This is a genomic window from Stieleria sp. JC731, assembly GCF_020966635.1.
Taxonomy (GTDB): domain Bacteria; phylum Planctomycetota; class Planctomycetia; order Pirellulales; family Pirellulaceae; genus Stieleria.
In genome coordinates this window covers 179,029-203,192 of record NZ_JAJKFQ010000002.1, presented here as the reverse complement: position 1 = coordinate 203,192, position 24,164 = coordinate 179,029, and the positions used below count along the sequence as shown (strand labels likewise).

The window sequence follows — 24,164 nt, the reverse complement described above, 5'->3', positions numbered from 1 at the left end:
CCGGTAGAGGGGAGTCCCGCAAAAGCTAATGGGAGCCCCCCGGGTAATCGTTACAACTAGAAAATCGTTTACCCAAACTGGTGTCAAGAAATGCTTCTAGGGCGACCTACCGTGCGGAATTGATATAGGGTTGCCTACACCAAGCCATCCATCTGGTTCCCCGATTCGAACCCTCGAAACGGCAAACCACATGCAAGTGTGGGACGCAAAGTTATGGGTCCATTCGCGACTGTTGCGAACGGATCGCCAGACTACCGAAAGGGAACAAGTTTGGCTTGGTTCATCCTTGTCATTTCAAACATTTGGGGAACCATCATGTCACAAGCTGCAAGAGTTTGCGGTGCTGCACGCACATTTTGTTATGGGGGCTTGTGTTTCTTGTTTGCTCTAGGTTCGATCGCCCAGGCGGAGGAGCCGAAAGTTTTCTTGGTTGAAGAAGATTGGGAACTGGTCATCAATGAGCCAGAACCGGCGATCAATTCGCCGCAGATCGCGTTCTTTATGTATCCAAAGGGTGGACGCGAAGATCTGTACTTCCAATTGCAGATGAACTATGCCGCTGAGCAAGGCTATTCCAGCGGTGGATTTCGCGTCGGTGCATTCACTGGCGATCAGCCACAAGACGAAGAGCGTAGCCGAGTAAGCCAAACGCTTGCTTGGGACAATGACCGCGTCAGTTGGACCAGCGCAATGGCTGTGTTCAACAACAAATTGATGTTCGCGGTCAAAGACGGATACGGATACCAATGGGGAGTATTCGGTGGCCCAGACTACTTGGTCGAAATGGATGACGAAGGCATCGACAGTTTGAAGGACTACACACCTGCTGAGAGCTTGGCTGCGGTCGATATCGGGTTCGGTTCTAACCGAGTCGCATCGATTCGCTTGAAGACCGTTCGCTTGATTCGCACCGATGGCAGTCAGCAAACGATCGTTGTGAACCAGTTCGTGCAGTAATCCTGCACCGGTTTCATAAGCCTTCAATCTAAACCAAGTAACCCAAGATAGATCCGTGAGTCATTCATCCATTCAATACGCGTTTAAAGTTCCACTATCACCTTCTGCACGACGTCGCCTACCCAAGCGTCATCGCAAAGGGGCAGCCGTCGTGTTCGGCGTTTTCTTGCTCGCAGGTTTGCTGATCATGAGCGCCGTTGCGGTTGATTTCGGTCGCATTAGCGTTTCACGATCCGAGATCAAACGGACCGCAGACGCGGCGGCGATGTCAGGTGCATGGGAATTGTTCGATTCTGCTGTTAGCGGCCAAGCCGGTTCCTCAGCACAAACCAATGTTGCAAACTCTGCATCGCAGTTCGCATCAAAAAACAAAGTCGCGTCGAATATCCCCGTTATTGACGATCAAACCGACGTCGAAATGGGATACTACGATCTAGACACCGGCGTTTTGGACACATCCAACACTGACTACAACGCTGTCCGTGTCAATGTGCGTCAAACCGAACAGGCCGGTTCGGCGATCTCGCTGTTCTTTGGTGCGGTCACTGGGCGTCACAAGCAATCTTTGGAAGCTCGTTCCACCGCAGCATTGTTCAAAAAGATCGGTGGCTTCCACCGTCCTCGCAAGTCCGGCGAAACACTTAACATCCTGCCGATCGCTCTCGACCTGGAGACATGGGAGAAGGTCGTTGCCAAGCAAACCGAAGACAATCTGACTTGGTCCAACGGTTCGGTCAGCAATGGCTCAGACGGCTACTTCGAGTGCTCGCTCTACCCAACCGGAACGGGCTCGCCTGGCAACCGTGGGACTGTGGACATCGGAGGTGCGAACAACAGCACCAGCGACCTGCGTCGACAGATTCTTCATGGGATTTCGCCCCAGGACATGGTCGATCTAGGGAAGCCACTGGAGTTCGATTCCAATCACGAACTAGAGCTCAACGGCGATACCGGTATCAGTGCGGGTATCAAAGCCGAACTGGCACAGATCATCGGCGAGCCCCGGATCATTCCAATTTTCACGACGGTCCACGGGAACGGTAACAACGCGACCTACACGATCGTTCGCTTCGAAGGCATTCGCATTCTGGGTGTGAAGTTGACTGGTCCGATGAACAAGAAGCATGTCACCATCCAGCCGGCACCAACGGTCGCCCATTATTCGATCGTCGAAGAATCCATTACTGAGAGTGAGTTTCTATTCACCCCAGTCATGTTGGTTGACTGATCGCGATTGGATTGTTGCTGAGTAGTCGTCACGGTCGTCGAAACGTATGTTTCTATCGACATCATGGCGGCTACTTGGCGAGCCATCAATCAAAAGGCAGTTGGCCAAGACCATTCGTTCCTGGCTTTGAATCGATAATAACCTTTCGAAATACCTCGTCATTATGAATATTCGTCGAAGAAAAAAAGCACGCCATGGAGCGGCGGCGGTCGAGTTTGCCTTGATCGTTCCTTTGATGTTGATCTTCACTTTCGGACTGATCGAAATGAGTCGTATCAGCATCATCAAAGAATCCATTATCCAAGCATCACGTGAAGGCGCGCGTGTGGGGATTCGACCAACCGCGTCCAGTTCTGACGTTCAAACTCGCATTGGAGAAGAACTGCAGATCATGAATATCACCGGTGCAAGCATCACGGTGACACCTTCGCAGTTGGATACGGCGCAACCGGGTGATGAGGTTTCTGTCAAAATCGAGATCCCGATCTCGGCTGTTAGCCTTGTGCCTGGGTTCTTCAATTTTGATGGAGTCGACATTGTCGCCGAAACCGTCATGCGCCGAGAAAGCACAGGGACGTAACGCTCAGACTGAAGCTATGCAAAGCAGTCGTTGGGCGGACTGTAGTTTGGGCCGATAATCCTCGGCTCGGTAGAACGCACGTGGTGAGATCGATTCGGCGGGATCGATTTCCTTCAGTGCAAAGAAAAGCCGGGGCTAGAAAATGCTTCGCGGGGTCAGTCGTTGTATTTTTCGCGAAGCCGAGGCGACAGCCGTAGCATCCACTGGATTCGCTCGAATTCACGTAACCAGTCGGCAGTGACATCGTCTAAGAGTGGCTGATTGACATCACCGAAACCGGTGGGGCAACTGGGGCCCAGTTGCGTCTCGGCCAAGTGTCGGTAGGTCGCTATCGTTCGGTCTCCATAGCGACCGCAGATCTGATCGTCTTCACTTACAAACAAAAGCGAAGGGACGCGTCGTCCTCCGCAGGTGCGGATCGCGTCGGCCAATTCGGTGTGATCATCACGGTCGAAATAGCGAACTTCGATGCATTCGCTGATCAGGGCAATGTGATCAAAGATCGGACATTGATTGATGCAGTCGCCGCACCAAGCACCTGCAGATACCAGCACCTTCATCTTTCGGACAAAGCTGGAAAGCAGTTGGCGTTGCGCATCGGTGATCTGCACCGCGTTGTGGACTTTGTCCCAGCGTGAACGCTGTGACTCGTTAGCGTATTTGTCCAGAAAAGCGCTGTAGCCAAGTCCCTGGTCAAACAGCGTCGCAAGATCGAGCTCTGTCATAGGATCGCAATAAGAAGGTATTTGGAGCAAGTCATCACGCGTCAGACCGGCGACTCACTCTAACAACGCGGAAAGAGTGGTCGTCTATTTCAAACACCTTCAGAAGTGCAAAGCTGGTCTATCGTTGCTCGATAGGAACCACTTTACGTTCGGTATCGCCGGTATAGATTTGGCGTGGGCGATAGATTCGCTTGCCTGGGTTCGCGTGCAGTTCACGCCAGTGGGCGATCCAGCCAGGGAGTCGACCGATCGCGAACAAGACCGTAAACATCTGAACCGGGATGCCGATCGCGCGGTAGATCACCCCAGAGTAGAAGTCGACGTTCGGGTACAATTTTCGCTCGACGAAGTAGTCATCTCTAAGCGCGACGTCTTGCAGTTCTTGAGCGACTTCGAATAGCGGATCATCGATGTTTAGCTTGGCTAGCAGCTTGTCGCAGCAAGCGCGGATGATTTTGGCACGCGGATCGAAGTTCTTGTAAACGCGGTGACCAAAGCCCATCAAGCGGAAGCTGCTGTTTTTGTCCTTGGCCATGTCGACGTACTTTTTCACATTGCCGCCGTCTTTGGCAATCTTGTCGAGCATGTTCACGCACGCTTCGTTGGCTCCACCGTGTAGTGGTCCCCAGAGGGCTCCGATACCGGCGGAGATCGACGCGAAAAGATTCGCGTTGCTACTGCCAACCATCCGGACGGTTGAGGTGCTGCAGTTCTGTTCGTGATCAGCGTGGACGATCAGCAGAAGGTTCAATGCTTCGGCAAAGTCTGGGTCGACCAAGTGTTCGTGAGCCGGTGTCGCGAACATCATGTGCAGAAAGTTTTCGCAGTAATCCAAATCGTTGTTCGGATACATGAACGGCTGCCCGATCGACTTTTTATAGCTGTAGGCAGCGATGGTCGGCAGTTTGGCAAGTAGACGATAAATCGAAATCTCGACTTGTTGCGGATCATCGACCTGCATCGAGTCTTGGTAGAACGTCGAGAGAGCACCGACAACGCTGGATAGAATTGCCATTGGGTGGGCGTCGCGAGGGAAGCCGTTGTAGAACGACCGCATATCCTCGTGAATCATCGTATGGTGGCGGATCCCTTTGCGGAACGTTGCCGCTTCTTCCGCGTTTGGCAATTCGCCATGGATCAGCAAGTAAGCGACTTCGATAAAGTCACAGTGGGCGGCCAGTTCTTCGATCGGATAGCCGCGATAGCGGAGCACACCTTTTTCGCCGTCCAAAAATGTGATCGCGCTGCGGGTGCTGCCCGTGTTCACAAATCCTTCATCTAAGGTGACCAAGCCAGTCAATCGACGAAGTGCCGAAATATCGATCGCTCGCTCGCCTTCATTTCCCTCCAGCAACGGCAACTCGATTTCCTGATCACCATAAGTCAATCGAGCGGTTCCGACGTCTTGGGTTTGGAATTTGTCGCTGGAGGTCATAGAGGTCGTCCGAAATGGATTGAACTGGCAAAGGTGGGTAAGGACGTTAGCCCGGCCAAAGTGTCTGGTCTTTAGAATCTAGGACAAAATCCAAACACTAACAAAGCCGGCATTGAGGAAGTGTTCTTCACCGAAAAGTCCCGAAAGCCAAACGCCATCGGATCGATTAGATGTTGAAACACTTGGCGAGGCATCAATTCCGCGAGATTGTCGGGATCACGAGGAGACACCGCCTAGCCGATCCGGCCGCCCTAAAGTACTCGGATCCCTGCCGCATGCGAGTTTAACGCGGTCGGACAAACCGAGCAATTAGTCGTCAATTAACTCTGCCGCAATTGAGGCACGTCCCCAGCCAATGTTTGATCAAAAGAAATTCGGCGTGGATGATTGTCGCAGTGCCCAGTCGACGGCTTAGTCACAGCGATCACCACATCGTGTCCCACGCCACAGGACTGATCGTCGCATTCATCGGTGGCGCCGCTTCGATGATTTCAGAACGACGATGGTCGCTTTGCAAACGCTGTTGAGCAGCCGATCGAGCTGATCCATAGCCCGCGGGGGGAAGTGGTTCGCTGATTACCGGGACGTGTTTCCCTAACATCCAAAACGGTAACGCGTCGGAATCACCATGTTGGTCTACATCGGTCGCGGCCGGCAGACGCTTCACACCCGTTTGTTTTCTCTCATCAGTTTTTGTCCGCGACAACTGTGTTTCGAAAGCAGCGACGCGATCTAAATTCAATTGTTGTCCAGCCACGCCGTCATTTTCAAAAAATGGATTGACCTGAAAAGTCTGCGACAATCCGTTATCGCAAAAGTGATTCAATCGTTTGGGGCCCGTCTCGGTGCCCGACGCGGCCTGAAAAAAGTTGGTTCCCTTAGGCGGATCTCCTGTGATAAACCAGTTGGACTGAATTTTGCCCGATTGGCCATTCGCCTTCGAGACCGTGCGAAAAGACGATGTGCAATTCTGGCTAACTGAAGAAGTCGGAACCGAGGTGGCCGCGGAAGGGATGCCGGGGGCTTCGTCTTCAAATTCTGTAGCCGACGCAATTAAGGAAACGATCTTTCCTCCTGTGTCTGCACCAGTGGTGGAAGGCGGATTGGGATTCCAACTTGCCAGCACTACATCGGAGTCTCGCTTTTGACCCGTCCGAAGCCGCCGCTCATTAGCATCGATCGCCGCGTCAAAGGCAGCTCGCATCCGCGACATTGCTTCCATCCGTGCAAAGTTTCCGATGCCACTGCATTGAAGCGCAACCTTCGTTTGAAAACGGTCCATGTCAGTCGCGAACGTCTCGAAGCACCCAGGATTGCTGGCTTCCAAGTGGATGCCTGTAGAGGTGTTGTGGTGATACGGGCCGCAAAAATTCGACCTTGGGACACGATTCTGTTGCCGTTCATCTGCAGTCGCTTTCGATTCCATCTGGCTCAGCAGAGACGCAAACACTGCCAGAATTACTAGCAATTTGCAGCTCGAAGAGCAGGCAATGACAGTGGTCCAATCGCATGACCAAAACAGTTTTTTCGACAGCGTTTTTGGTAGCAATTGAGCCGTGAAGACCTGTCGCAGGAGATGGGGTTTGCCAAAGCCATTCCGAGCAAAATTGCATTGTTGAGCTGATTTTGTAGCCATCCTCAGACCAAATCCTTCTGGAATACGGCGTTAGCTTGACGGCAGAGACGTGTCTATTCGGGAGGCACATTTCCGCCATGTCTGTTCGCCAAGAGCTGTCGGCTTGGCGTAAACCTTCCATCGGCCGGTGCTTGATTGAGGGTTCACCGTCAGGGTGGCGGACTCCCGAAAGGGTGGGGGCTTAGCTGGAACTTTCGTCAAGACCAGCAAACTTGGTCGTCGCTAGCAGGCTTGCCCAAGCGGTAGAGTTGGTTGTTGTGGATAAGCAACCGTGATGCGGCTGACGGAATTGTTTATGTCAGTTCCAATTTGGGTTTTTCATTCGAACACATCACCGGCACGATGCAGAAAGCCTTTATCTGGTGGGCCCAAAGTATCGCGCCCATGTCGGCTACGAATTCATGCCCAGTGATTCCCCCAGCGTTTGCAAACGCACCAAAACGACCTTCAGGTTTGATGAACGCTTTTGGACCAGGATTCGAGCGACACCGTTAGGAGATGCATCGACGAGGTGGTGTAGCGACACGGTTTGTCCGCCAACCCAGCCGACTTGTTGACCATCGACTGCGATGATTCGATCCCCGGATTCCAGTCCGGCGTTCTCGGCCGCACTCATCGGAACGACTGAAGTGACGACCGCACCGAGCGACGTGTCGTTAATGCGCACGCCCAAAATCCACTTTCGCGGATGAGACACCACGAATTCGATATTCGTTGGTGTCGAGGCGATGAAATCTTGCTCGGAAGGCTGCGAATGTTTGACCTGCGGAGTCGAGACACTCTCGGTCAGCTGTGTTGTGGCTGATTCAGGTGGCAAATCTTTGGGCGGTTGGCCAAAAACTGATGCCGAGACCATGCCGACGACCAACGCGACGGTAATGACCAAGTATCCGTAAATTGGTTTTTCAAGTTGTGAATTAGGCACGGTTGCACTCTCGCTTTCAGAGTCAGATGGCGTTTGTCTGCTGACTAAGCGAAGGAATGAAGGTGATGTTACGGCGAATACTTGGGTTCATTGACCCGATTTATATCGAAGCAAATTGCTCAATTCGATCGTTCGAGGACATTCCGGCAAGCAATTTGCAATGGCGGCCGATGGGGCAGAATCCAGCATCAATTCAAATACGGCTGCCGCGGTGAAAGGCAGATGTCGGAAATTGCCGATACTAGCTGTATGAATCCGAGGCTTTGTTCAGTAATCCAATAAGCAAGAATTGCTTCGCACAGCCGTTTTTTCAGGGAAATGATACTGGGCTCACGCTATCCGGTTTCAATCGGTACCATGCCAAGCCTGTACGGCATCGTATGTCACATTGGGACATATTCCCTTCCTACCAGCCCGCCATACACCGAGATTTATCACGTCCATGTCTGGGCACAATCAACCGAAAGGCCTGTTCCGTTTCTTTGTCGACAATTCACTGTTCTTGATCACCGGGGCAGTCATTGCGCTCATTTGGGCCAACTGGGCCGCTCAGAACAATAGCCACAGCTACCACGATTTCATCCATTTCGATGTTCGGACTTTGGTCGGCGCGGGTGAATCGCATGTTGATGGTCACGGTGAAGTCGGTGGCGAAGAGCACAGCCTTCCTGTTGTCGCCGAAAGCGAAGCTGCCGCAGGCGTTGATGAATCGGTAGGTGCTGACGAGCACACAGCGCCGGTCGAAGTTGCCGAAGATTCACATGCCAATCATGACGAGACGGTGAGCGATGATTCGACATCTGGCGAATCCGATTCTCATGATTCACCGGCAGACACCGGGCATCATTGGTATTCATTGCTGTTCATCATCAACGACGTGTTGATGGCTTTGTTTTTCGCGATCGCGGCGAAAGAGGTTTGGGAATCGTTACTTCCCGGCGGTGCGTTATCGAATCCGCGAAAAGCGGCTACTCCGTTGCTCGCGACCTTTGGCGGCATTGCCGGTCCGGCACTTTTCTTCCTCGGTGGCGCGATGCTCACCGGAACGACTGCGGAATTTGGAAAGGGCTGGGCGGTACCTTGTGCAACAGACATCGCATTTAGCTATCTGGTTGCACGACTGATATTCGGAGTCGGTCACCCGGCGATCGCGTTCTTGTTGCTCTTGGCGATTGCAGATGATGCGGCTGGACTTGTGATCCTAGCGATCTTTTATCCATCCGCACCGATCGAACCGATTTGGCTGTTGCTAACCGCTGCCGCGATGTTTGTCGCATGGCTGCTATCGAAGATGAAGGTTCAATCGCACTGGTTCTATATCCTCGGTCCCGGGATCGCATCTTGGTTTTCGTTTTACGAAGCCAACCTTCACCCCGCGCTGGGATTGGTTCCGATCATCCCGCTGCTGCCATCCGCTTCATCCGACCTCGGTATCTTTGCTCGAGAGGAACTTAATCGTCAGGACACTCTCAACGAGTTCGAGCACTTTTGGAAAGTCCCCGTCGAAATCATCCTTGGGTTGTTCGGTTTGGTGAACGCGGGTGTGGTACTTAGCAGTGTCGGTACCGGGACATGGCTGGTGCTGGTCGGATTGCTGGTTGGCAAACCAGTGGGCATCACCTTCATGACGTTCTTGTCAGAAAAGGTGCTGCGATTAGAAAAGCCCGCGGGCATGGACTATCGACATGTCGTGACGCTTGGGATGGTTGCAGGGATCGGCTTTACGGTCGCATTGTTCGTTTCGGTGGCCGCTTTCAAGGTACCCGGTGCAATCCAAGACTCGGTCAAGATGGGGGCGTTGCTCAGTTTCGCTGCCGCACCCTTGTCAATTGTTATTGCGAAAGCTCTAGGAGTTCGCGTTGGCGACCACCTGGGCTCGACAAATGACGTACCATCTGAAGGAACGACTTAAGCAAGAAATGTGGGCGATGAGATTGAAGATACGATTGCTTCTCGTCTCGGCCCCGATACGCAAGACCTTACGACAACCCTGTAGTCGACATGGATGCAAAAGATTTTGATCCCCAGCAACTTCCACCAGAAGCGATTGGGGAGAGCGAACCGGAACGACCGCAGCCGGCTGACGATCCGATTGTCGATTCGGCTCCTCCGGAAAAGACATCGCTTTTCGATGAGATGAGAGCGACGATTGATCGGCTGGAACGCGATCAGACTTCGCGTGGTGATCTGAAGGTTCTGTCGCGAACGTTGCTTGAACTGCGATACGCATTCAAAGTCTTTCGCCCGTATCGCCGTCGCCGCAAAGTCACGATCTTTGGTTCGGCCAGAACCAAACCCGATCATCCGGATTATCAATCCGCTGTCCAGCTTGGACGGCAGATGGCAGGACACGGTTGGATGGTGATCACAGGTGCCGGCGGTGGCATCATGGAAGCCGGGCACGTTGGCGCTGGTAAAGAAGCGTCGATGGGATTGAACATCATGTTGCCCTTCGAGCAAGGCGCTAACCATGTGATCGAAGGCGATCCCAAGCTTGTCACGATGAAGTACTTCTTCACTCGAAAGCTGATGTTTGTCAAAGAGTGCAGCGCGGTGGTTTGCTGCCCCGGAGGCTTCGGAACTCTTGATGAAGCTTTAGAAACGCTTACGTTGATGCAAACCGGCAAGCAAACCATGCTACCGCTGGTGCTGCTGGATCATCCCAATGGTCATTACTGGAGCGACTTTGGCAAGTTCGTCGATCGCAATTTAGGCGAAGGCGGGATGATCAGCGGTGACGACACGGCGCTATATAAGATCACCAACGATGTCGGTGTCGCTGTAAAAGAAATCTTGCAGTTCTATCGGCGTTACCACAGCATGCGATACGTGCATGACCGCTTGGTGTTCCGCCTAAAGGAACGTTTGTCCGACGAAAAACTCGATTCACTAAACGAGAACTTTGCCGATATCTTGGTTAAGGGGAAAATCACGCAGTCGAAATCGCTTCCCGAGGAAGCTGGCGAACCGGATCTAGCCGGCTTGCCGAGATTGGTGCTGCATTTCAATCGCCGATCCCTAGGCCGGTTGCGTTTGTTGATCAACGAAATCAACGCCGACTAAACGATTGTCGATTGCCAAGCTGAATCGACATTAGTCGATTTTCCAGGCAATCTTTCCAGGCAAGGTCGCAGAACAGTGCCGCTGGACCATCGCTTTCGAATTCTGATCTGACACGTCCCGGGAGTCCAACTTTCTGGGGTGTGTTGGGGCAGTTTGGTTCTGGATTTTTAGGGCAGGCGCGCTCGGGAAGGCATCGCCGGTTCCCAAGCGGCTTCATTGCCTTAAAAAAACCGCGTCATAGCCGGGCGTTCGTTCTGATCGTCAGGGCTGCGGTTTCCGCTCGCGGGATTTCGGTGTAAACGGCCGACGCACGCCGTTATCATCTTTACGTCGGTTACTATCGACGAGGCGCAAACACCTTTACTAGGTATGATAAAGGCGTCTATTTCTTCTTTCCCTCCATAGCCCCACCTATCAATGACCAGAATATCTCGCCGTCAATTTACCGGTGCGACCGCCACAGCCGCTGCCGCGTTCGCCGTTACCTCATCACTTCCCGCTCGCCAATCCTGGGCCGCCAACGCGAACGATGAGATCAATGTCGGCTTTATTAGCTGCGGCGGGCGTTCCCAAGGCTTGATGTCACAGTTTTCGAAAGTGGCCGGTGTGAACATCGCAGGCCTGTGCGACGTCGATGAGTCACGATTGGGTTCAGCGAAGAAACGTTTCCCCAAGGCGCAAGGTTGGACCGATCTTCGCGACTTGATCGCTTCGGACAGCATCGACGCTGTGGTCATTTCAACGTGCAACCACTGGCACTGCTTGGCCGCCATCTGGGCGATGGAAGCTGGCAAAGACGTTTATGTCGAAAAGCCATTGTCGCACAGCCAATGGGAAGGCAAGCAAACGGTTGCAGCCGCTCGCAAGTACAACCGAATCTGCCAACTCGGAACACAGCAGCGTTCAGACCCGATGCAAGCGGAGATCAAAAAGTTCTTGCACGAAGAGAAAGCTCTTGGCGAGATCAAAGCTGCACGCGTCAATCGCTACGGCGTTCGTGGTGCGATCGGAAAACGAAGCACACCATTGCCGATCGATAAAAACGTCGCGTACGACTTGTGGTTGGGCCCCGCAGCTGACGAGCCAATCTATCGCGAGAAGCTGCACTATGACTGGCACTGGGATTGGAACACCGGTTCGGGCGAAATGGGTAACTGGGGCGTGCACGTCCTAGACGATTGTCGCAACAACATTTTCCAAGATAGCGTCGCGCTGCCGAAACGAATTCTCGGTGGCGGCGGACGGGTTGTTTACAACGATGCGGGTGAAACCCCGAACGTTCACTTCACCTATTTCGATACCGGGTCGATTCCTGTTGTGATCGGGCTAAGCAACCTACCTGCCAAACCTGGTGCGAAAGGTAGCCCTAGCAATCCCGGACCTTCAAGCGGTTATTTGGCCTACTGCGAAGGCGGCCGATTCGAAGGTCAGCGTGGACGCGCGGTCGCTTATGACAACGAAGGCAAAAAGATTCGTGAGTTCAAAGGTAACGGCGATGTCCTTCACCAACAGAACTTTATCGATGCCGTTCGCGCTGGCGACCGAAGCCTGCTCAACGCCGAGGTTGAAGTCGGCAACGACAGCACCGGTTGGTGCAACTTGGCCAACATCGCAGTTCAAGCCGGCCAAGCGTTCTCGCAACAGAACGCCGAGCAAGTTGAACTTGAACAGTGGCAAGGTCTGTTGGGTGAAATGGAGTCGCATCTTGACGCTCACGGCCTGAAGATGACTGATAGCCAGATCAAGCTTAGCCCGATGTTGGAACTTGATCCCGAAACAGAAACGTTCGTCGGTGAAAATGCCGAGCTCGCCAATCCGTTGTTGAAACGCGAGTACCGAAAGGGCTACGAAGTTCCCGAGATCGTCTAAAGCAGCGTTCTCGTTCCGTGGGCCCGCTCGTGCATCGGTATCGAAGCGGGCACCAGCGACGTAATTCTCCGGAGGCGAAATTTCGCCTCCGGTGGCCGCGTATGAAGATTCTGGAGCCTAGATTTCTTTTGCGGGATGGGCTCGCCCGCAGCGGCGCTATCTATCTGCCCCGTCGACTGTGACCGAGGGTTAACCTCGATGAGGTGCCCCCAAATCAATAACGGAGTAAAATCAATACTCCATGGGGATACTCTGAAAATCAGACGGACACTTTGAAGTTTTCGGCGTCAATATTCGCGATGCCGGTAACTGGAAACCATTCAACAGTCCACGACTTTGCCGACTCACGGTCTAGCAGGCTCAAAAATCAAATTTGAAGGATCCGGAACGATGCATGAAAAGTACGCGGCGATGTTGCACAAGCGTCGTCCGTCGTCTCGTTTCGTTTCAATTCGATCGGCTCGGCAAGGACGTCTAAGCCGATGGGGTATCCTGGCCGCGTTAGTTGTTGCGGTTTGGTGTCAGGCGGCGTCTGCGCACGATCCTCCTCGCGGCAAAGCGTTGACACCGCCAGCCACTCAGGAAGTTGTTCAATTGGCCGAGGCCGGCGAACTTGTCATCAGCGACCTCGGTCAAGCCAGTCGTTTGTACGGGCATCCGACGATTGAATCCGTTCCGATCGATATCCATGCGACCGTTAATTATTGGGACATCCGTGACGGCGATATCTTTGTCGAAGATCAATTCGACGCGCTCTATGTCGAGGTTCCACCTGCTTTCTTTCGGCAGTACCAGCGGCTGAAGCCCGGCACCAAAGTTCGCGTGCGTGGCTACCTCGAGATCGATCACTTCTATATCTATGCCGAAGAGGTTGAAGTGCTTGATGAGCCGATTGAGATTGTTCCGCGAGCAGTCCATATCAGCGAAATCGAACTCGGCGAGCTATGGTCACACTACGTCCGTTCGCATGGCAAAGTCCGAGAGATTATTCGAGTCGGAAGCATCTGGAAGGCGCTGTGTACATCGCATCAAAGTGAATTCGTTGTCAACCGTCGTGACGAAGTGAACTACTTCGATTGGGACAAGCTGCTAAATCGAAAAGTCGAAGTGACGGGAACGCTTAGCTGTGAGATGGATACCGATTGGAATCCGACTCGCTATTACTTCCGTACCAATGAAGATGATCCGAGGCTTCAAGTCATCGGAGATTCCAAACGCCTCGATTCGGTTGAACTTCCATCGGATCCGATTTCGTTTGACGAAATTCGGGAACGATATTCCGGGACGGCGATCTACGCCTTGCAGGGCCAAATTGCCGAAGTGCTACCCAATCAGCACTACCTGCTTGAACAAGATGGCGAAAGCCTTGTCATCGGATCATCGATCATCGACTCCGCTTTGGTCGGCAGCACAGTCGATGCCTTCGTCTACAAGGTTGGGAACGATGAATACCGTAGCGTTTATGTCGTGACACGTGGTCGACGAGCACTGCTGCCGCCTCCGCAAACGGACATTCGATCGATCAATCTGGCCGAACTTCCGATGCGTGCGAGCTTGAGCGGGACCTACATCAGTTCGCATCAATTGAACGGATTCACCTACATTACGCTGCGAGATCGAGGCGTTGACTTTGTCGCGAAGCTCAATTCTGCACAGAACAATTTGCGTCCGCTCGATCTGACGACCGCCCGTCGAATCTCGGTTTCTGGGTTGGCGGTGCCCGTCAACAACGATGCGGTTGCACCTGATGACGCCGATGTCCAGCCAATCCTTGCGGTCGAGGTGCCGTCGATCGAAGAGGTCCATGTCACCGCAAGGTGGTGGCAGTTTTCACCGGCGATTGCGATCGCCTCGCTGGGTGTTTTGGCCGCAGTTTGTACTTTAGGCATGGTCTGTTTCGCGACGCTTTGGCTGCGTCTGCAGCGAACCAGCAATGACAACCGTCAACTACAATTTCAGCTGGTGCAAAGTCAAAAGCTGGATGCGCTGGGGCGTTTGACAGGCGGTGTCGCGCACGATTTCAACAATTTGCTCACCGGGATCGCTTCGAATCTCGAATTGATTGAACGTACGCAGCACACGAGCAGCGAAACCTCATTGGATTGTTTGCGATCAGCACGCCGCTGCACATTGCAAGCGACCAAACTGGTGCGTTCGTTGCTTGGCTTCTCACGTCATACGAGCGTCGAACTGTTGCCCGGTGACATCAATGAAACGGTTGAAGAAACTGCCCTACTGGCGCGATCGACGTTTTCACCAGACATTCGCGTGGTGACGGATCTTGCGCCGAATCTTCCCGCCTGTCGCTTCGATCAAACACAGCTCGGGCAGGTTCTGTTGAACCTTTGCTTCAACGCCAAAGATGCGTACGAAGGCAAGGCTGGCACAATCGTTTTGAAAACTCAGTTCGAATCATCTGCCAACTCTGCCGGATCGGTAATCATCCGATGTGCTGATGCTGGCGTGGGCATCGATGATTTAACCCTCTCGCAAATTTTTGAACCCTTTTTCACGACGAAGAAAGTAGGCGAAGGGACCGGACTTGGGCTTTCACTCGCATACGGGATCGTCAAGCAACACGGTGGGACGATTGATTGTGACAGCCAGCTCGGTCAGGGCACAACGTTCACCATTCGATTGCCGGTAGAAAAGTATCAACCGCAACCAACGATTGAACATGCCGGTTCCAATGGGTTGCGATCGGTGCCACGTCTGGAGCCACCTGAGCCCAAGGTGATGACCGGACACCGAATTTCGCCGGCTTCCCTTCAAACAGAAATCAATCGACCAGACGACATCGGCGATCTGCCGACGTACCACATCTTATTGGTCGATGATGATGATGAGGTTCGCCGAATAGCCAAGCTAAGTTTTGAGGAACTAGGCCACCGGGTAACAGCCGTCGACAACGGTTCTGATGCCCTCGATCAGCTTGCCAAAGGTTTGTGTCCTGATGTTGTCATCTTGGATTTGATCATGCCAATGGTATCAGGAGTCGACACGCTCGAACTGATCAAGCAACACGACAGTGAGATCCCCGTCATCATCTGTAGTGGTGTGGTGAACGAGATCCAAGAACGCTTTCTTGATCGAATGTTCCAGCCCGATGCCTGTATCGGAAAGCCGTTTCGTTTGGCCGAGTTGGATGCGACGCTGAATCGAGTCTGCCGTGGTTGCAATGCGGTGGCACGGCCTTCGGCGACCTAGAAGCACGGGACCTGGCGATGCGCCGAAGCGGCTCATGTTTTGTTAGGGTCGATGAGCCGAAACGCGTTAGCGTCGGTTATCCGCGTGCTGGATTTAGGCAAATGAATTCAACCGCGGCTAGCGCCGAAGCGGCTCATGGGCATACCAACTGAGCCGTTATCGCGCTAGCGACGGTTGAGTGGGTGCAAACAAGACAGGCAACAACCGCGGCTAACGCCGAAGCGGCTCATGGGAAAACCAACTGAGCCGTTATCGCGCTAGCGACGGTTGACTGGGTGCAAACAAGACAGGCAACAACCGCGGCTAACGCCAAAGCGGCTCATGGGAATACCAACTGAGCCGTTATCGCGCTAGCGACGGTTGAGTGGGTGCAAACAAGGCAGGCAACAACCGCGGCTAACGCCAAAGCGGCTCATGGGAATACCAACTGAGCCGTTATCGCGCAAGCGACGGTTGAGTGAGTGCGGACAAGATCTTCGACTAGCGAATTGAGCCCCAGAAACGTCGGTTTGAGCCGTGAAATAATGGGTTGGAATTCAAAACGAGGAATATCTGAAACATCTGGTCGGTTCTTTCGCTAGGCATTGAAGAATCAACGCTTTTTCAATCGCACAGGCGAATAGAGGTGCACAGATGTCATTCAGAATTCCACGAACAATCCTTTGCATCGCGATCGTCTTGACCGCAACCGTCGTCAATTTGCGTTCGGTCCGTGCCGATTCAGGCCAGTATCAGCAGGTCCTTCAAAGTGTCGCTTGGGTGATCACCAGCAATGCAGAAAACGAAACCAGCACGGGTACCGGTGTCTACGTCGACGCGGAAAAACGGTTGTTGTTAACCAACTCGCACGTCGTCGGCGACAGTCGAAAAGCGGTTGTTTTCTTTCCCGACTCGCCTGGCGGAAAGCTTGCCGTTCGGCGAAAGCACTACCTGCAGAACATTCTAAAATTGGGGCTGCAGGGAGACGTCATTGCTGTCGACCGTCGTCGTGACTTGGCATTGATTCAGCTACCACGCGTCCCTGAATCGGTTTCACCGATCACGCTGGCAGAGCAGAGTACGACGCCCGGCACGAAAGTCGACTTGGTCGGAAACCCTGGTGACAGCGATATCCTGTGGGTCTACACCTCCGGAACTGTTCGCTCGGTTTATCAAAAGAAATTCAAGTCGACTCATGGTGAGCATGACTTTATGGCTGTCGAAACACAAAGCCCGATCAAGCCGGGTGACAGTGGAGGGCCGATCGTTAACGAGAAGGGTGAATTGGTCGCACTGGCACAATCGTTTTCGCCACAAAGTGCTCTGGTCAGCTTTTGCGTCGATGTTAGCGAGATCCGCCAGATACTTCGAAGCCCATGGAAGAGTGCTCCATTGGCAACGCGATTGTTGCTCGATGAGGCAGGTATCGAATACACAAAACATGCCAGCGGTCACTACCAAATTGATCGTTCGATCGGCAGCGAGACGACCCAAGCGGTTTTTGTTGCCAAGCATACCGAGTATCACGGTCGAGCGGATGTGCGGCGGATCTGGTCGACGGTTCAGACCAGTCAAACCACACCTGCCGAAGACTTGATGATGCGTCTGATGCGACAGAACTCTGCAACGAAGATCGGATCCTGGGCGATCGAGAAGAATGACAGTGGCTATATCGTCTTCTATGTCGCTAAGCTAGACGCAACCGCAAGCGACGAAACACTCGAAAGCACGATTGACTATGTTGCTCGTCTAGCAGGAGCAATGCAAAAAGATCTCCAGCCCAAAGCCACCGAGGAATCTGCCGAAGCAACCCTCGCTGCTTGGCTCGCAGACTGAGGGGGGCACGTGTTAGCGGTGGGCGAGTCGGAATTGGCGTGGGGTCATACCCATGCGTTTTCGGAAGTGTTGTGTGAACGTGCTTTGATCGCAAAAGCCGTGGTCAACAGCAATGCGGCAGATCTCTTCATCAGAACGGAGCAATGACTCGGCGGCCGATTGGATTCGCATTCGCAACATTAATTCATAGGGAGGGATGCCAAAGGTTTCGTTGATCTTACGATTCAAAGTCCGCACCGATGTGCCGATCCCTTTGGCCAGTTCCTCCGCCGAAACGATTCGATCAAGACGAGTGCGTAGATAGTCCACCGCTTGAGTCGCTTCATTGACCGGTCGTAGAACCTCTCGATCGAGGTCGCGGCGTGAGATTCCCATCAACCCGACCACGGGGGCTGGCTGCTGATCCGAAAGTGGCTTTCCAAATAAAGGCAGCTTCGTCGTCACGCACCAATCCGGGCGACGGTCTTCGTCCAGCCAGACTTCCAATCGATTGACTAAAGGCTTGGCTGATTGGAAGACCCATTCATCGTCCGCCCGATACGCCGCCGCCAATTGTTTTGGGTAAACCTCTTCGTCAATCTTTCCGATGAAGTCGGCTTCGTTGTCCATCCCCAAGCGTTCAAGGATCATCGCACTGGCGGTAACGAGGCGCCGCTGACGATCCTTCACAAAAAAGTAGATGCCGGGAAGGTAGTCGAAAATGCTGCGAATCCCCGATGGATCAGCCAAACTCTCGAAAAAACGCTGCTGAAATTGCTTGGGGTTCATGGCCGGATCATAATAAGAATGGCAGCAACCCAAAAGACGTTTCCTGGGGCAGTTGTCAAGCTAGGATGCAATGATCCTCCGGTTCCTTCCCCATCGCTTGTCATTCAATATGATTCCTTTCGCCACCGAAATTCGATGCAATTCGGATTCAAATTCTTTGTTGCGACGCAGCTTGGCGGTCTTGGCATTGATCGTTCCGGCTTGCTGCGATTCCGCTGTCGCTTCGGCAGCTGATGACTTGACCGTCGCCGACTTCGAATCGAAAACCTATTCGCCATGGTCTGTCACGGGCAACGCTTTTGGTGCAGGCCCTGCCCGCGGAACGCTGCCAGGGCAAATGAGTGTCGACGGGTACCAAGGTGAAGGCTTGGTCAATAGTTTTTTTGAAGGTGATAAGACCACCGGTACTTTGGTGTCACCGCCTTTTAGAATCGAGCGTGATTACATCGGATTCTTAATCGGTGGTGGAAAAGACCCCGAGCGATTGGCGTTGCAGTTGATGATCGATGGCGAGATCGTACGAACGGCGACAGGGTTGAATGATCAAGCAGGAGGAAGTGAATCGCTTGAACAAGACTCTTGGGACGTGAAAGAGTTTAAAGGGAGTCAAGCATCAATCCGCATTGTTGATCAAGCCACCGGAGGTTGGGGGCACATCAACGTCGATTATATTGTGCAAACTGATGAGCGACCTGCGGGACCGATTCGCAATGCCGAGCGTAGCCTGATTGCCGATGCACAATTCTTGAATTTTCCAATCAAGAATGGCGCACCGAAGCGAACCGTCACACTTTTAGTCGACGGTAAGGTCGCCGTGGTCAACACCATGGAACTTGCAGACGGGCAGGTCGATTGGTGGGCACCGATGGATGTTCGTCAGTGGGCTGACAAAGAGTTGACGGTTCGTGTTGATCAGTTGCCTGAGTCATCGCATGCACTTTCACATCTTGACGTTTTGGATGAACGCAAACGGAGCGATAACCTCTATCAAGAACCCAAACGTGGTCAGTTCCACTTTTCACCCGCACGCGGTTGGAACAATGATCCCAACGGGATGGTTTACTATAACGGTGAATACCATCTGTTCTTCCAACACAATCCGTATGGCTGGGGTTGGGGGAATATGCACTGGGGGCATGCGGTCAGCCGTGACATGGTCCACTGGACTGAACTTCGGGACGAATTGCTACCCGATCAGATGGGGCCGATGTTCAGCGGCAGCGCTGTTGTTGATTGGAACAATACCAGCGGCTTCGGAAAAAATGGCAAGCCACCACTCGTGTTGTTCTATACCGCAGCAGGCAGTCCAACCATTCAAGGGCTTGCGTACAGCAATGACGGTCGCAACTTCACTAAATACGATGGCAACCCGATCATCGACGAGGTGACCGCAGGCAATCGTGATCCAAAAGTCATCTGGCATGAACCAAGCCAACACTGGGTGATGGTGCTGTACGTTGAGTTGGAAGGCAAACATACCGTCCACTTTTATACATCCAAGAACCTGCGTGATTGGGAATTGGCCAGTATCAGTGAAGGAGACTCCCCCGGTGGTCGCTATCTATTTGAGTGTCCTGATTTCTTTGAACTAGCGATCGATGGTGATCCTGCGAATAAGAAATGGGTTCTAACCGCCGCTGACAGCGTCTACGCGATCGGTACGTTCGATGGAAAACGCTTCACCCCAGAACATGAACGTTTGCCCGGTCATCGAGGCCGTGGCTTCTACGCGGCACAGACGTTTAGCGATATCCCGGAGAAAGATGGCCGGCGGATTCAAATCGGATGGTGGCAAACCGAAACGCGAGGGATGCCATTCAACCAAAGCATGACCATTCCGTTGGAACTGCGTCTGGTTTCGACAGACGATGGCCCACGAATGACGTTCACGCCGGTACAGGAATTGGACCAACTAAGGCAGGAGACACATGATCTGGGATCATTCACGATTTCTGAAGGCGATGCCAATCCGATCGACGATATTCGAAGTGACCTGATTGAGCTGCAGGTTGAGTTTGATCCCGGAGATGCCAGCGAAGTGATTTTCAATATTCGCGATGTGATGGTCGTTTACGATCCGAAGAATCAAGAATTGCGAGTGGACGATCGCACCGTCCCCGCCCCGATGCGTGGCGGGAAACAAAAGCTGACGATCTATTGTGATCGTACTGGTGTGGAGGTCTTTGCGAGTGATGGTCTGTGCTATGTGCCACTGCCTTTCAACATGGACGCAACCAACAATCGATTGCACTTTGAAGTTCGTGGTGGCCAAGTTGACGTGCAGTCACTACGCGTACATGAACTGCGTTCGGCCTGGCCAGCAAAGTGACGTGTGTCCCTAGGGCTACTGGAACAATAGAGTTCCGAACTTGTTGATTTCGTGGAAACTTTTGCCAACTCGCGACCAATCCCAAGCGGTAGACGGTTGGGAATCGTAGTCAACACGGTAAAAGTTGGCTCGCCACTTTGTTCCTGATTTCGGCGGCAAGTTTTGAAGCGGTTTCAAGACCGCATAGGGAATGAAGACTTCCGCAGTCCAACCAGAGACGTTAGCCATCGATTCATTGGGGCCGCCAATTGCAGAGACCTGTTTTTGGATTCGACGTTCGCCTTCGTAGTGCCAAGGTCGCCAGCCAAGGAAGTCGCCATCAATGTTCGGAACCAAGATAGGAAGCTCGTAGCCGAGAGGCGAAATCTCGTATTCGAAATAAATCGGATGAGCTTCATCTGTCCAGAAGAAGCATTCATAGACGTCTTCGTTCCAAAGGTCTGCAAAATCCTTGGTCATCGTCGACGTCAGCTTTTTGTCGCTGCCACTAAATAAGACGTACACGCCCGTTTCTGAATAAAGCATTTTGATCTGTGCGTCGTAGGTTAGGTCTCCGCCGTCCCGGCGGTTTAGCTTGACCCAATCGGCTTTCTGCCATGCGGCGGAGTCGCCTTTGCCGGTGACTTTGAAGTCGTCACATCGGTTCACGGAGATCTGAGGAGTCACCTCGTTCGCAACCGCTTGGCTGGTGAACCCCATGAGTAAACAGGTCAGAACGAAGGGCAAACGGGTCAACGATGTTCGGTATCGCATTAAATCTGTCATGCTGAGCGTAGGTTTTTCGAAAGTGGAATTGCGACAGACATGATACCGCCTTCCCTACGCAGGCGTTAAATTTCACCAGCCAAAACGTGAATGGTTCGCAGCAGTGGAATTTTGTTTCAGCGGCATGAAATATTGCTGAACTACATTCGGCCGCTTGGTCATTGCACAAAAAAACGCAGGCGTCATGCCTGCGTTACGAAATGTTTACACGCTGTTGCGATCGCCACTGATCCGCGGAGACTCCGATCGATTGGTCAATCGCGTCGAGGACGATGAGTGATCGGCGAGGAATGCTTATCGCAGATCGAAACGATCCAGGTTCATCACTTTGTCCCAAGCGGCAACGAAGTCTTTGACGAACTTGTCTTCACCATCATCACTTGCGTAAACTTCGGAGATCGCACGCAGTTGTGAATTGGATCCGAATACAAGGTCGACGGCGCTAGCTGTCCATTTGACGTCTCCTGTTTGGCGATCCTTCCCTTGGAAAAAGTGATCACAGACGGGTGACTTCTTCCACTGGGTATCGATGTCCAACAGGTTCACAAAGAAATCGTTCGTCAACGTCCCTGGCGAATCGGTAAAGACGCCCAAGCTTGGATAGCCAACATTGGTTCCCAACACTCGCATTCCGCCTACCAAGGCAGTCATCTCTGGCGCTGTCAGCGTCAACAGTTGAGCCTTGTCGACCAGTAATTCCTCGGCAGGTCGATCTTGGTGGTGACCCAAGTAGTTTCGGAATCCGTCTGCTTTGGGTTCCAAAACCGAAAACGATTCGACATCTGTCATTTCGTCGGTGGCATCGGTTCGTCCCGGTGTAAACGGAACTGTGACACGATGTCCGGCATTTTCAGCGGCCTTTTCGATTGCCGCACAGCCGCCAAGAACGATCAGGTCCGCAATTGAGACTTGCTTTCCACCTTGATGGGCATTGTTGAATTCTTTCTGGATTCCTTCGTAGACGGTTAGCGCTTTCGCGAGCTTTTCAGGTTGGTTGACGTCCCAGTCTTTTTGCGGTGCCAAGCGTATGCGAGCACCGTTTGCACCGCCGCGTTTATCGCTGCCACGGAAAGTCGCTGCCGAGGCCCAAGCAGTCGTGACAAGTTGTGGCACGGTCAATCCTGAGCTGAGCAACTGCTTCTTAAGCTTCGCAATGTCGTTGTCGTCGATCAATTCGAAGTCGACCTCTGGAACCGGATCCTGCCAGATCTGTGCTTCGGCAACCCAAGGACCAAGGCAACGTGAGACTGGCCCCATGTCCCGGTGAGTCAGCTTGTACCACGCTTTCGCGAATGCTTTTTCGAACTCTTCGGGATGTTCGTGAAAGCGTTTTGAAATCTTGTTGAACCCAGGATCCATCTTCAATGCCATGTCCGTCGTGAACATCATTGGTGCATGAGTCTTTGACGCGACATGTGCATCGGGAACAAGGTTGGCGGCCGCTGGGTCTTTAGGTTTCCATTGGTGGGCACCGGCAGGGCTTTTGGTCAGTTCCCATTCAAAGCCAAACAGGTTTTCAAAGTAGTCGTGCGAGAACTGTGCTGGCGTCGATGTCCAAGCACCTTCCAATCCGCTTGTGATTGTGTCTTCGGCGTTGCCTTTGCCGTGTTTGTTGATCCAGCCCAGCCCTTGTTCTTCGAGACCAGCGGCTTCTGGTTCGGGGCCGACGTTACCCTGGGGACTGGCCGCACCGTGAGCTTTACCAAAGGTATGGCCGCCCGCGATCAGTGCAACGGTTTCTTCATCGTTCATTGCCATTCGGCCGAATGTTCGACGAATCGCCTCTGCTGCTGCCAACGGATCCGGCTCACCTTTGGGGCCTTCTGGGTTGACGTAGATCAAACCCATCTGGGTTGCCGCGAGCGGGTTCTCGAGATCGTTGTCAGCTTTGTCGTAGCGTTTGCCGCCAAGCCATTCGCTTTCCGGGCCCCAGTAGATGTCCTCTTGCGGTTCCCAAACGTCGGCACGCCCGCCGGCGAAACCCATCGTCTCGAATCCCATCGATTCGAGTGCACAATTGCCGGCAAAGACCATTAGGTCGGCCCAAGAGATCTTGTTCCCATATTTCTGTTTGATCGGCCACAACAGTCGTCGTGCCTTGTCCAAGTTCGCGTTATCGGGCCAACTGTTCAGCGGCGCAAATCGTTGTGTTCCGTATCCTGCTCCCCCGCGTCCATCGGTCTCTCGATAGGTACCGGCACTGTGCCACGCCATTCGGATAAAAAGTGGACCGTAGTGACCGTAATCTGCCGGCCACCAGTCTTGCGACGTGGTCATCAATTCATCGACGTCTTTTTTCAGTTCTTCCAAGTCGAGCTTGGCGAACTCTTCGGCGTAGTCAAAGTCTGCCCCCATGGGGTTTCCCTTGACGGAATTCTGGTGGAGGACTTTTAGATTGAGCTGGTTGGGCCACCAACCGGCGTTGCCCATTGAGCCAGCGGCGGTGTGCCGCAAATGTGCCGGTGCATAGTCATGCATCCCGCCAACAACGGGGCATTTCGCTGCCGAAGCATCCGCTTCTTGTGAGACGGTTTCTTGGGCAGAAAGGCTTGTCGCCGCAGTGCCAGCAATACAGCTCGCCGCGAACACGAACGTTCGAATGGGCCTGGTGGAAGTTGCCATGGCCGTGACAAAACGATTCATAGTGATCTCCGGGGAATGGTCGTCACGTCAACACTTTCAGGCGACAGAGCCCAAAAGTTCATTACTTTCGAACAACTGTAGGCCCCTGGGAACTAGATTTCCAATGCATAGACCGGATGGTTGCAATGCACCGGGTGCATGAAAGGGTCGTCCGTCTTTATTCCCCTGATCAAGCATTCAGAGCCGCAGATCTGCGATTTAGTGATGTGATCGGCGTGA

General features: G+C 53.1%; 16 protein-coding genes and 1 riboswitch. Of the genes, 9 read left to right on the top strand and 7 right to left on the bottom strand.

Annotation, left to right across the window (positions count from 1 at the left end; all coding sequences use genetic code 11):
• The first annotated feature begins 170 nt into the window (after positions 1-170).
• Positions 171-259, top strand: a riboswitch (cyclic di-GMP riboswitch).
• Positions 260-315: 56 nt separating this feature from the next.
• From LOC67_RS06585 to LOC67_RS06575, 3 genes are all read left to right on the top strand, one after another.
• Positions 316-957, top strand: coding sequence for a hypothetical protein (locus tag LOC67_RS06585; RefSeq protein WP_230261736.1), 642 nt, complete (start codon positions 316-318; stop codon positions 955-957).
• Between the two features lie 55 nt (positions 958-1,012).
• Entirely contained in the window at positions 1,013-2,185 is a 1,173-nt protein-coding gene (locus LOC67_RS06580; protein WP_230261735.1) for a pilus assembly protein TadG-related protein, read from the top strand.
• A 163-nt stretch (positions 2,186-2,348) separates the two neighbouring features.
• Complete coding sequence (locus LOC67_RS06575; RefSeq protein WP_230261734.1) at positions 2,349-2,765, top strand: TadE/TadG family type IV pilus assembly protein; 417 nt, start codon at positions 2,349-2,351, stop codon at positions 2,763-2,765.
• A 155-nt stretch (positions 2,766-2,920) separates the two neighbouring features.
• On the opposite strand, the gene LOC67_RS06570 is transcribed toward LOC67_RS06575, so the two are convergent.
• From LOC67_RS06570 to LOC67_RS06555, 4 genes are all read right to left on the bottom strand, one after another.
• Positions 2,921-3,490, bottom strand: a complete 570-nt coding sequence (locus LOC67_RS06570; RefSeq protein ID WP_230261733.1) for a thioredoxin family protein — start codon at positions 3,488-3,490, stop codon at positions 2,921-2,923.
• Positions 3,491-3,608: 118 nt separating this feature from the next.
• A complete protein-coding gene (locus LOC67_RS06565) occupies positions 3,609-4,925 on the bottom strand; it encodes a citrate synthase (protein WP_230261732.1) in 1,317 nt (438 codons plus the stop codon).
• 424 nt (positions 4,926-5,349) lie between these two features.
• Entirely contained in the window at positions 5,350-6,207 is an 858-nt protein-coding gene (locus LOC67_RS06560) for a hypothetical protein (RefSeq protein ID WP_230261731.1), read from the bottom strand.
• 745 nt (positions 6,208-6,952) lie between these two features.
• Positions 6,953-7,486, bottom strand: coding sequence for a PDZ domain-containing protein (locus LOC67_RS06555; protein WP_230261730.1), 534 nt, complete (start codon positions 7,484-7,486; stop codon positions 6,953-6,955).
• A 442-nt stretch (positions 7,487-7,928) separates the two neighbouring features.
• Between LOC67_RS06555 and LOC67_RS06550 the strand changes: the two genes are divergently transcribed.
• The 5 genes from LOC67_RS06550 (at position 7,929) to LOC67_RS06530 (ending at position 17,440) form a co-directional block, all read left to right on the top strand.
• Positions 7,929-9,398, top strand: coding sequence for a Na+/H+ antiporter NhaA (locus LOC67_RS06550; RefSeq protein ID WP_230261729.1), 1,470 nt, complete (start codon positions 7,929-7,931; stop codon positions 9,396-9,398).
• A gap of 89 nt (positions 9,399-9,487) precedes the next feature.
• Complete coding sequence (locus tag LOC67_RS06545; protein ID WP_230261728.1) at positions 9,488-10,549, top strand: LOG family protein; 1,062 nt, start codon at positions 9,488-9,490, stop codon at positions 10,547-10,549.
• Positions 10,550-10,966: 417 nt separating this feature from the next.
• Complete coding sequence (locus LOC67_RS06540; protein ID WP_230261727.1) at positions 10,967-12,418, top strand: Gfo/Idh/MocA family protein; 1,452 nt, start codon at positions 10,967-10,969, stop codon at positions 12,416-12,418.
• Positions 12,419-12,808: 390 nt separating this feature from the next.
• A complete protein-coding gene (locus LOC67_RS06535; protein WP_230261726.1) occupies positions 12,809-15,625 on the top strand; it encodes an ATP-binding protein in 2,817 nt (938 codons plus the stop codon).
• Positions 15,626-16,258: 633 nt separating this feature from the next.
• Positions 16,259-17,440, top strand: coding sequence for a serine protease (locus LOC67_RS06530; RefSeq protein WP_230261725.1), 1,182 nt, complete (start codon positions 16,259-16,261; stop codon positions 17,438-17,440).
• Positions 17,441-17,452: 12 nt separating this feature from the next.
• Here the strand turns inward: LOC67_RS06530 and LOC67_RS06525 are convergent, their stop codons facing one another.
• Positions 17,453-18,208: a helix-turn-helix domain-containing protein gene (locus LOC67_RS06525; protein ID WP_230261724.1), complete on the bottom strand. Its 756-nt coding sequence runs from the start codon at positions 18,206-18,208 to the stop codon at positions 17,453-17,455.
• Positions 18,209-18,368: 160 nt separating this feature from the next.
• On the opposite strand from LOC67_RS06525, the gene LOC67_RS06520 reads away from it, so the two are divergent.
• The gene (locus LOC67_RS06520) at positions 18,369-20,537 is read left to right on the top strand and encodes a glycoside hydrolase family 32 protein (protein ID WP_230261723.1); all 2,169 of its coding nucleotides are present in this window, start codon (positions 18,369-18,371) and stop codon (positions 20,535-20,537) included.
• Positions 20,538-20,552: 15 nt separating this feature from the next.
• On the opposite strand, the gene LOC67_RS06515 is transcribed toward LOC67_RS06520, so the two are convergent.
• Positions 20,553-21,290 carry a carbohydrate-binding family 9-like protein gene (locus LOC67_RS06515; RefSeq protein ID WP_230261722.1) on the bottom strand — a complete coding sequence of 246 codons (738 nt, stop codon included), beginning with the start codon at positions 21,288-21,290 and terminating at the stop codon, positions 20,553-20,555.
• Positions 21,291-21,596: 306 nt separating this feature from the next.
• Positions 21,597-23,945: a catalase/peroxidase HPI gene (katG, locus tag LOC67_RS06510; RefSeq protein WP_410001119.1), complete on the bottom strand. Its 2,349-nt coding sequence runs from the start codon at positions 23,943-23,945 to the stop codon at positions 21,597-21,599.
• Positions 23,946-24,164 lie beyond the last annotated feature (219 nt).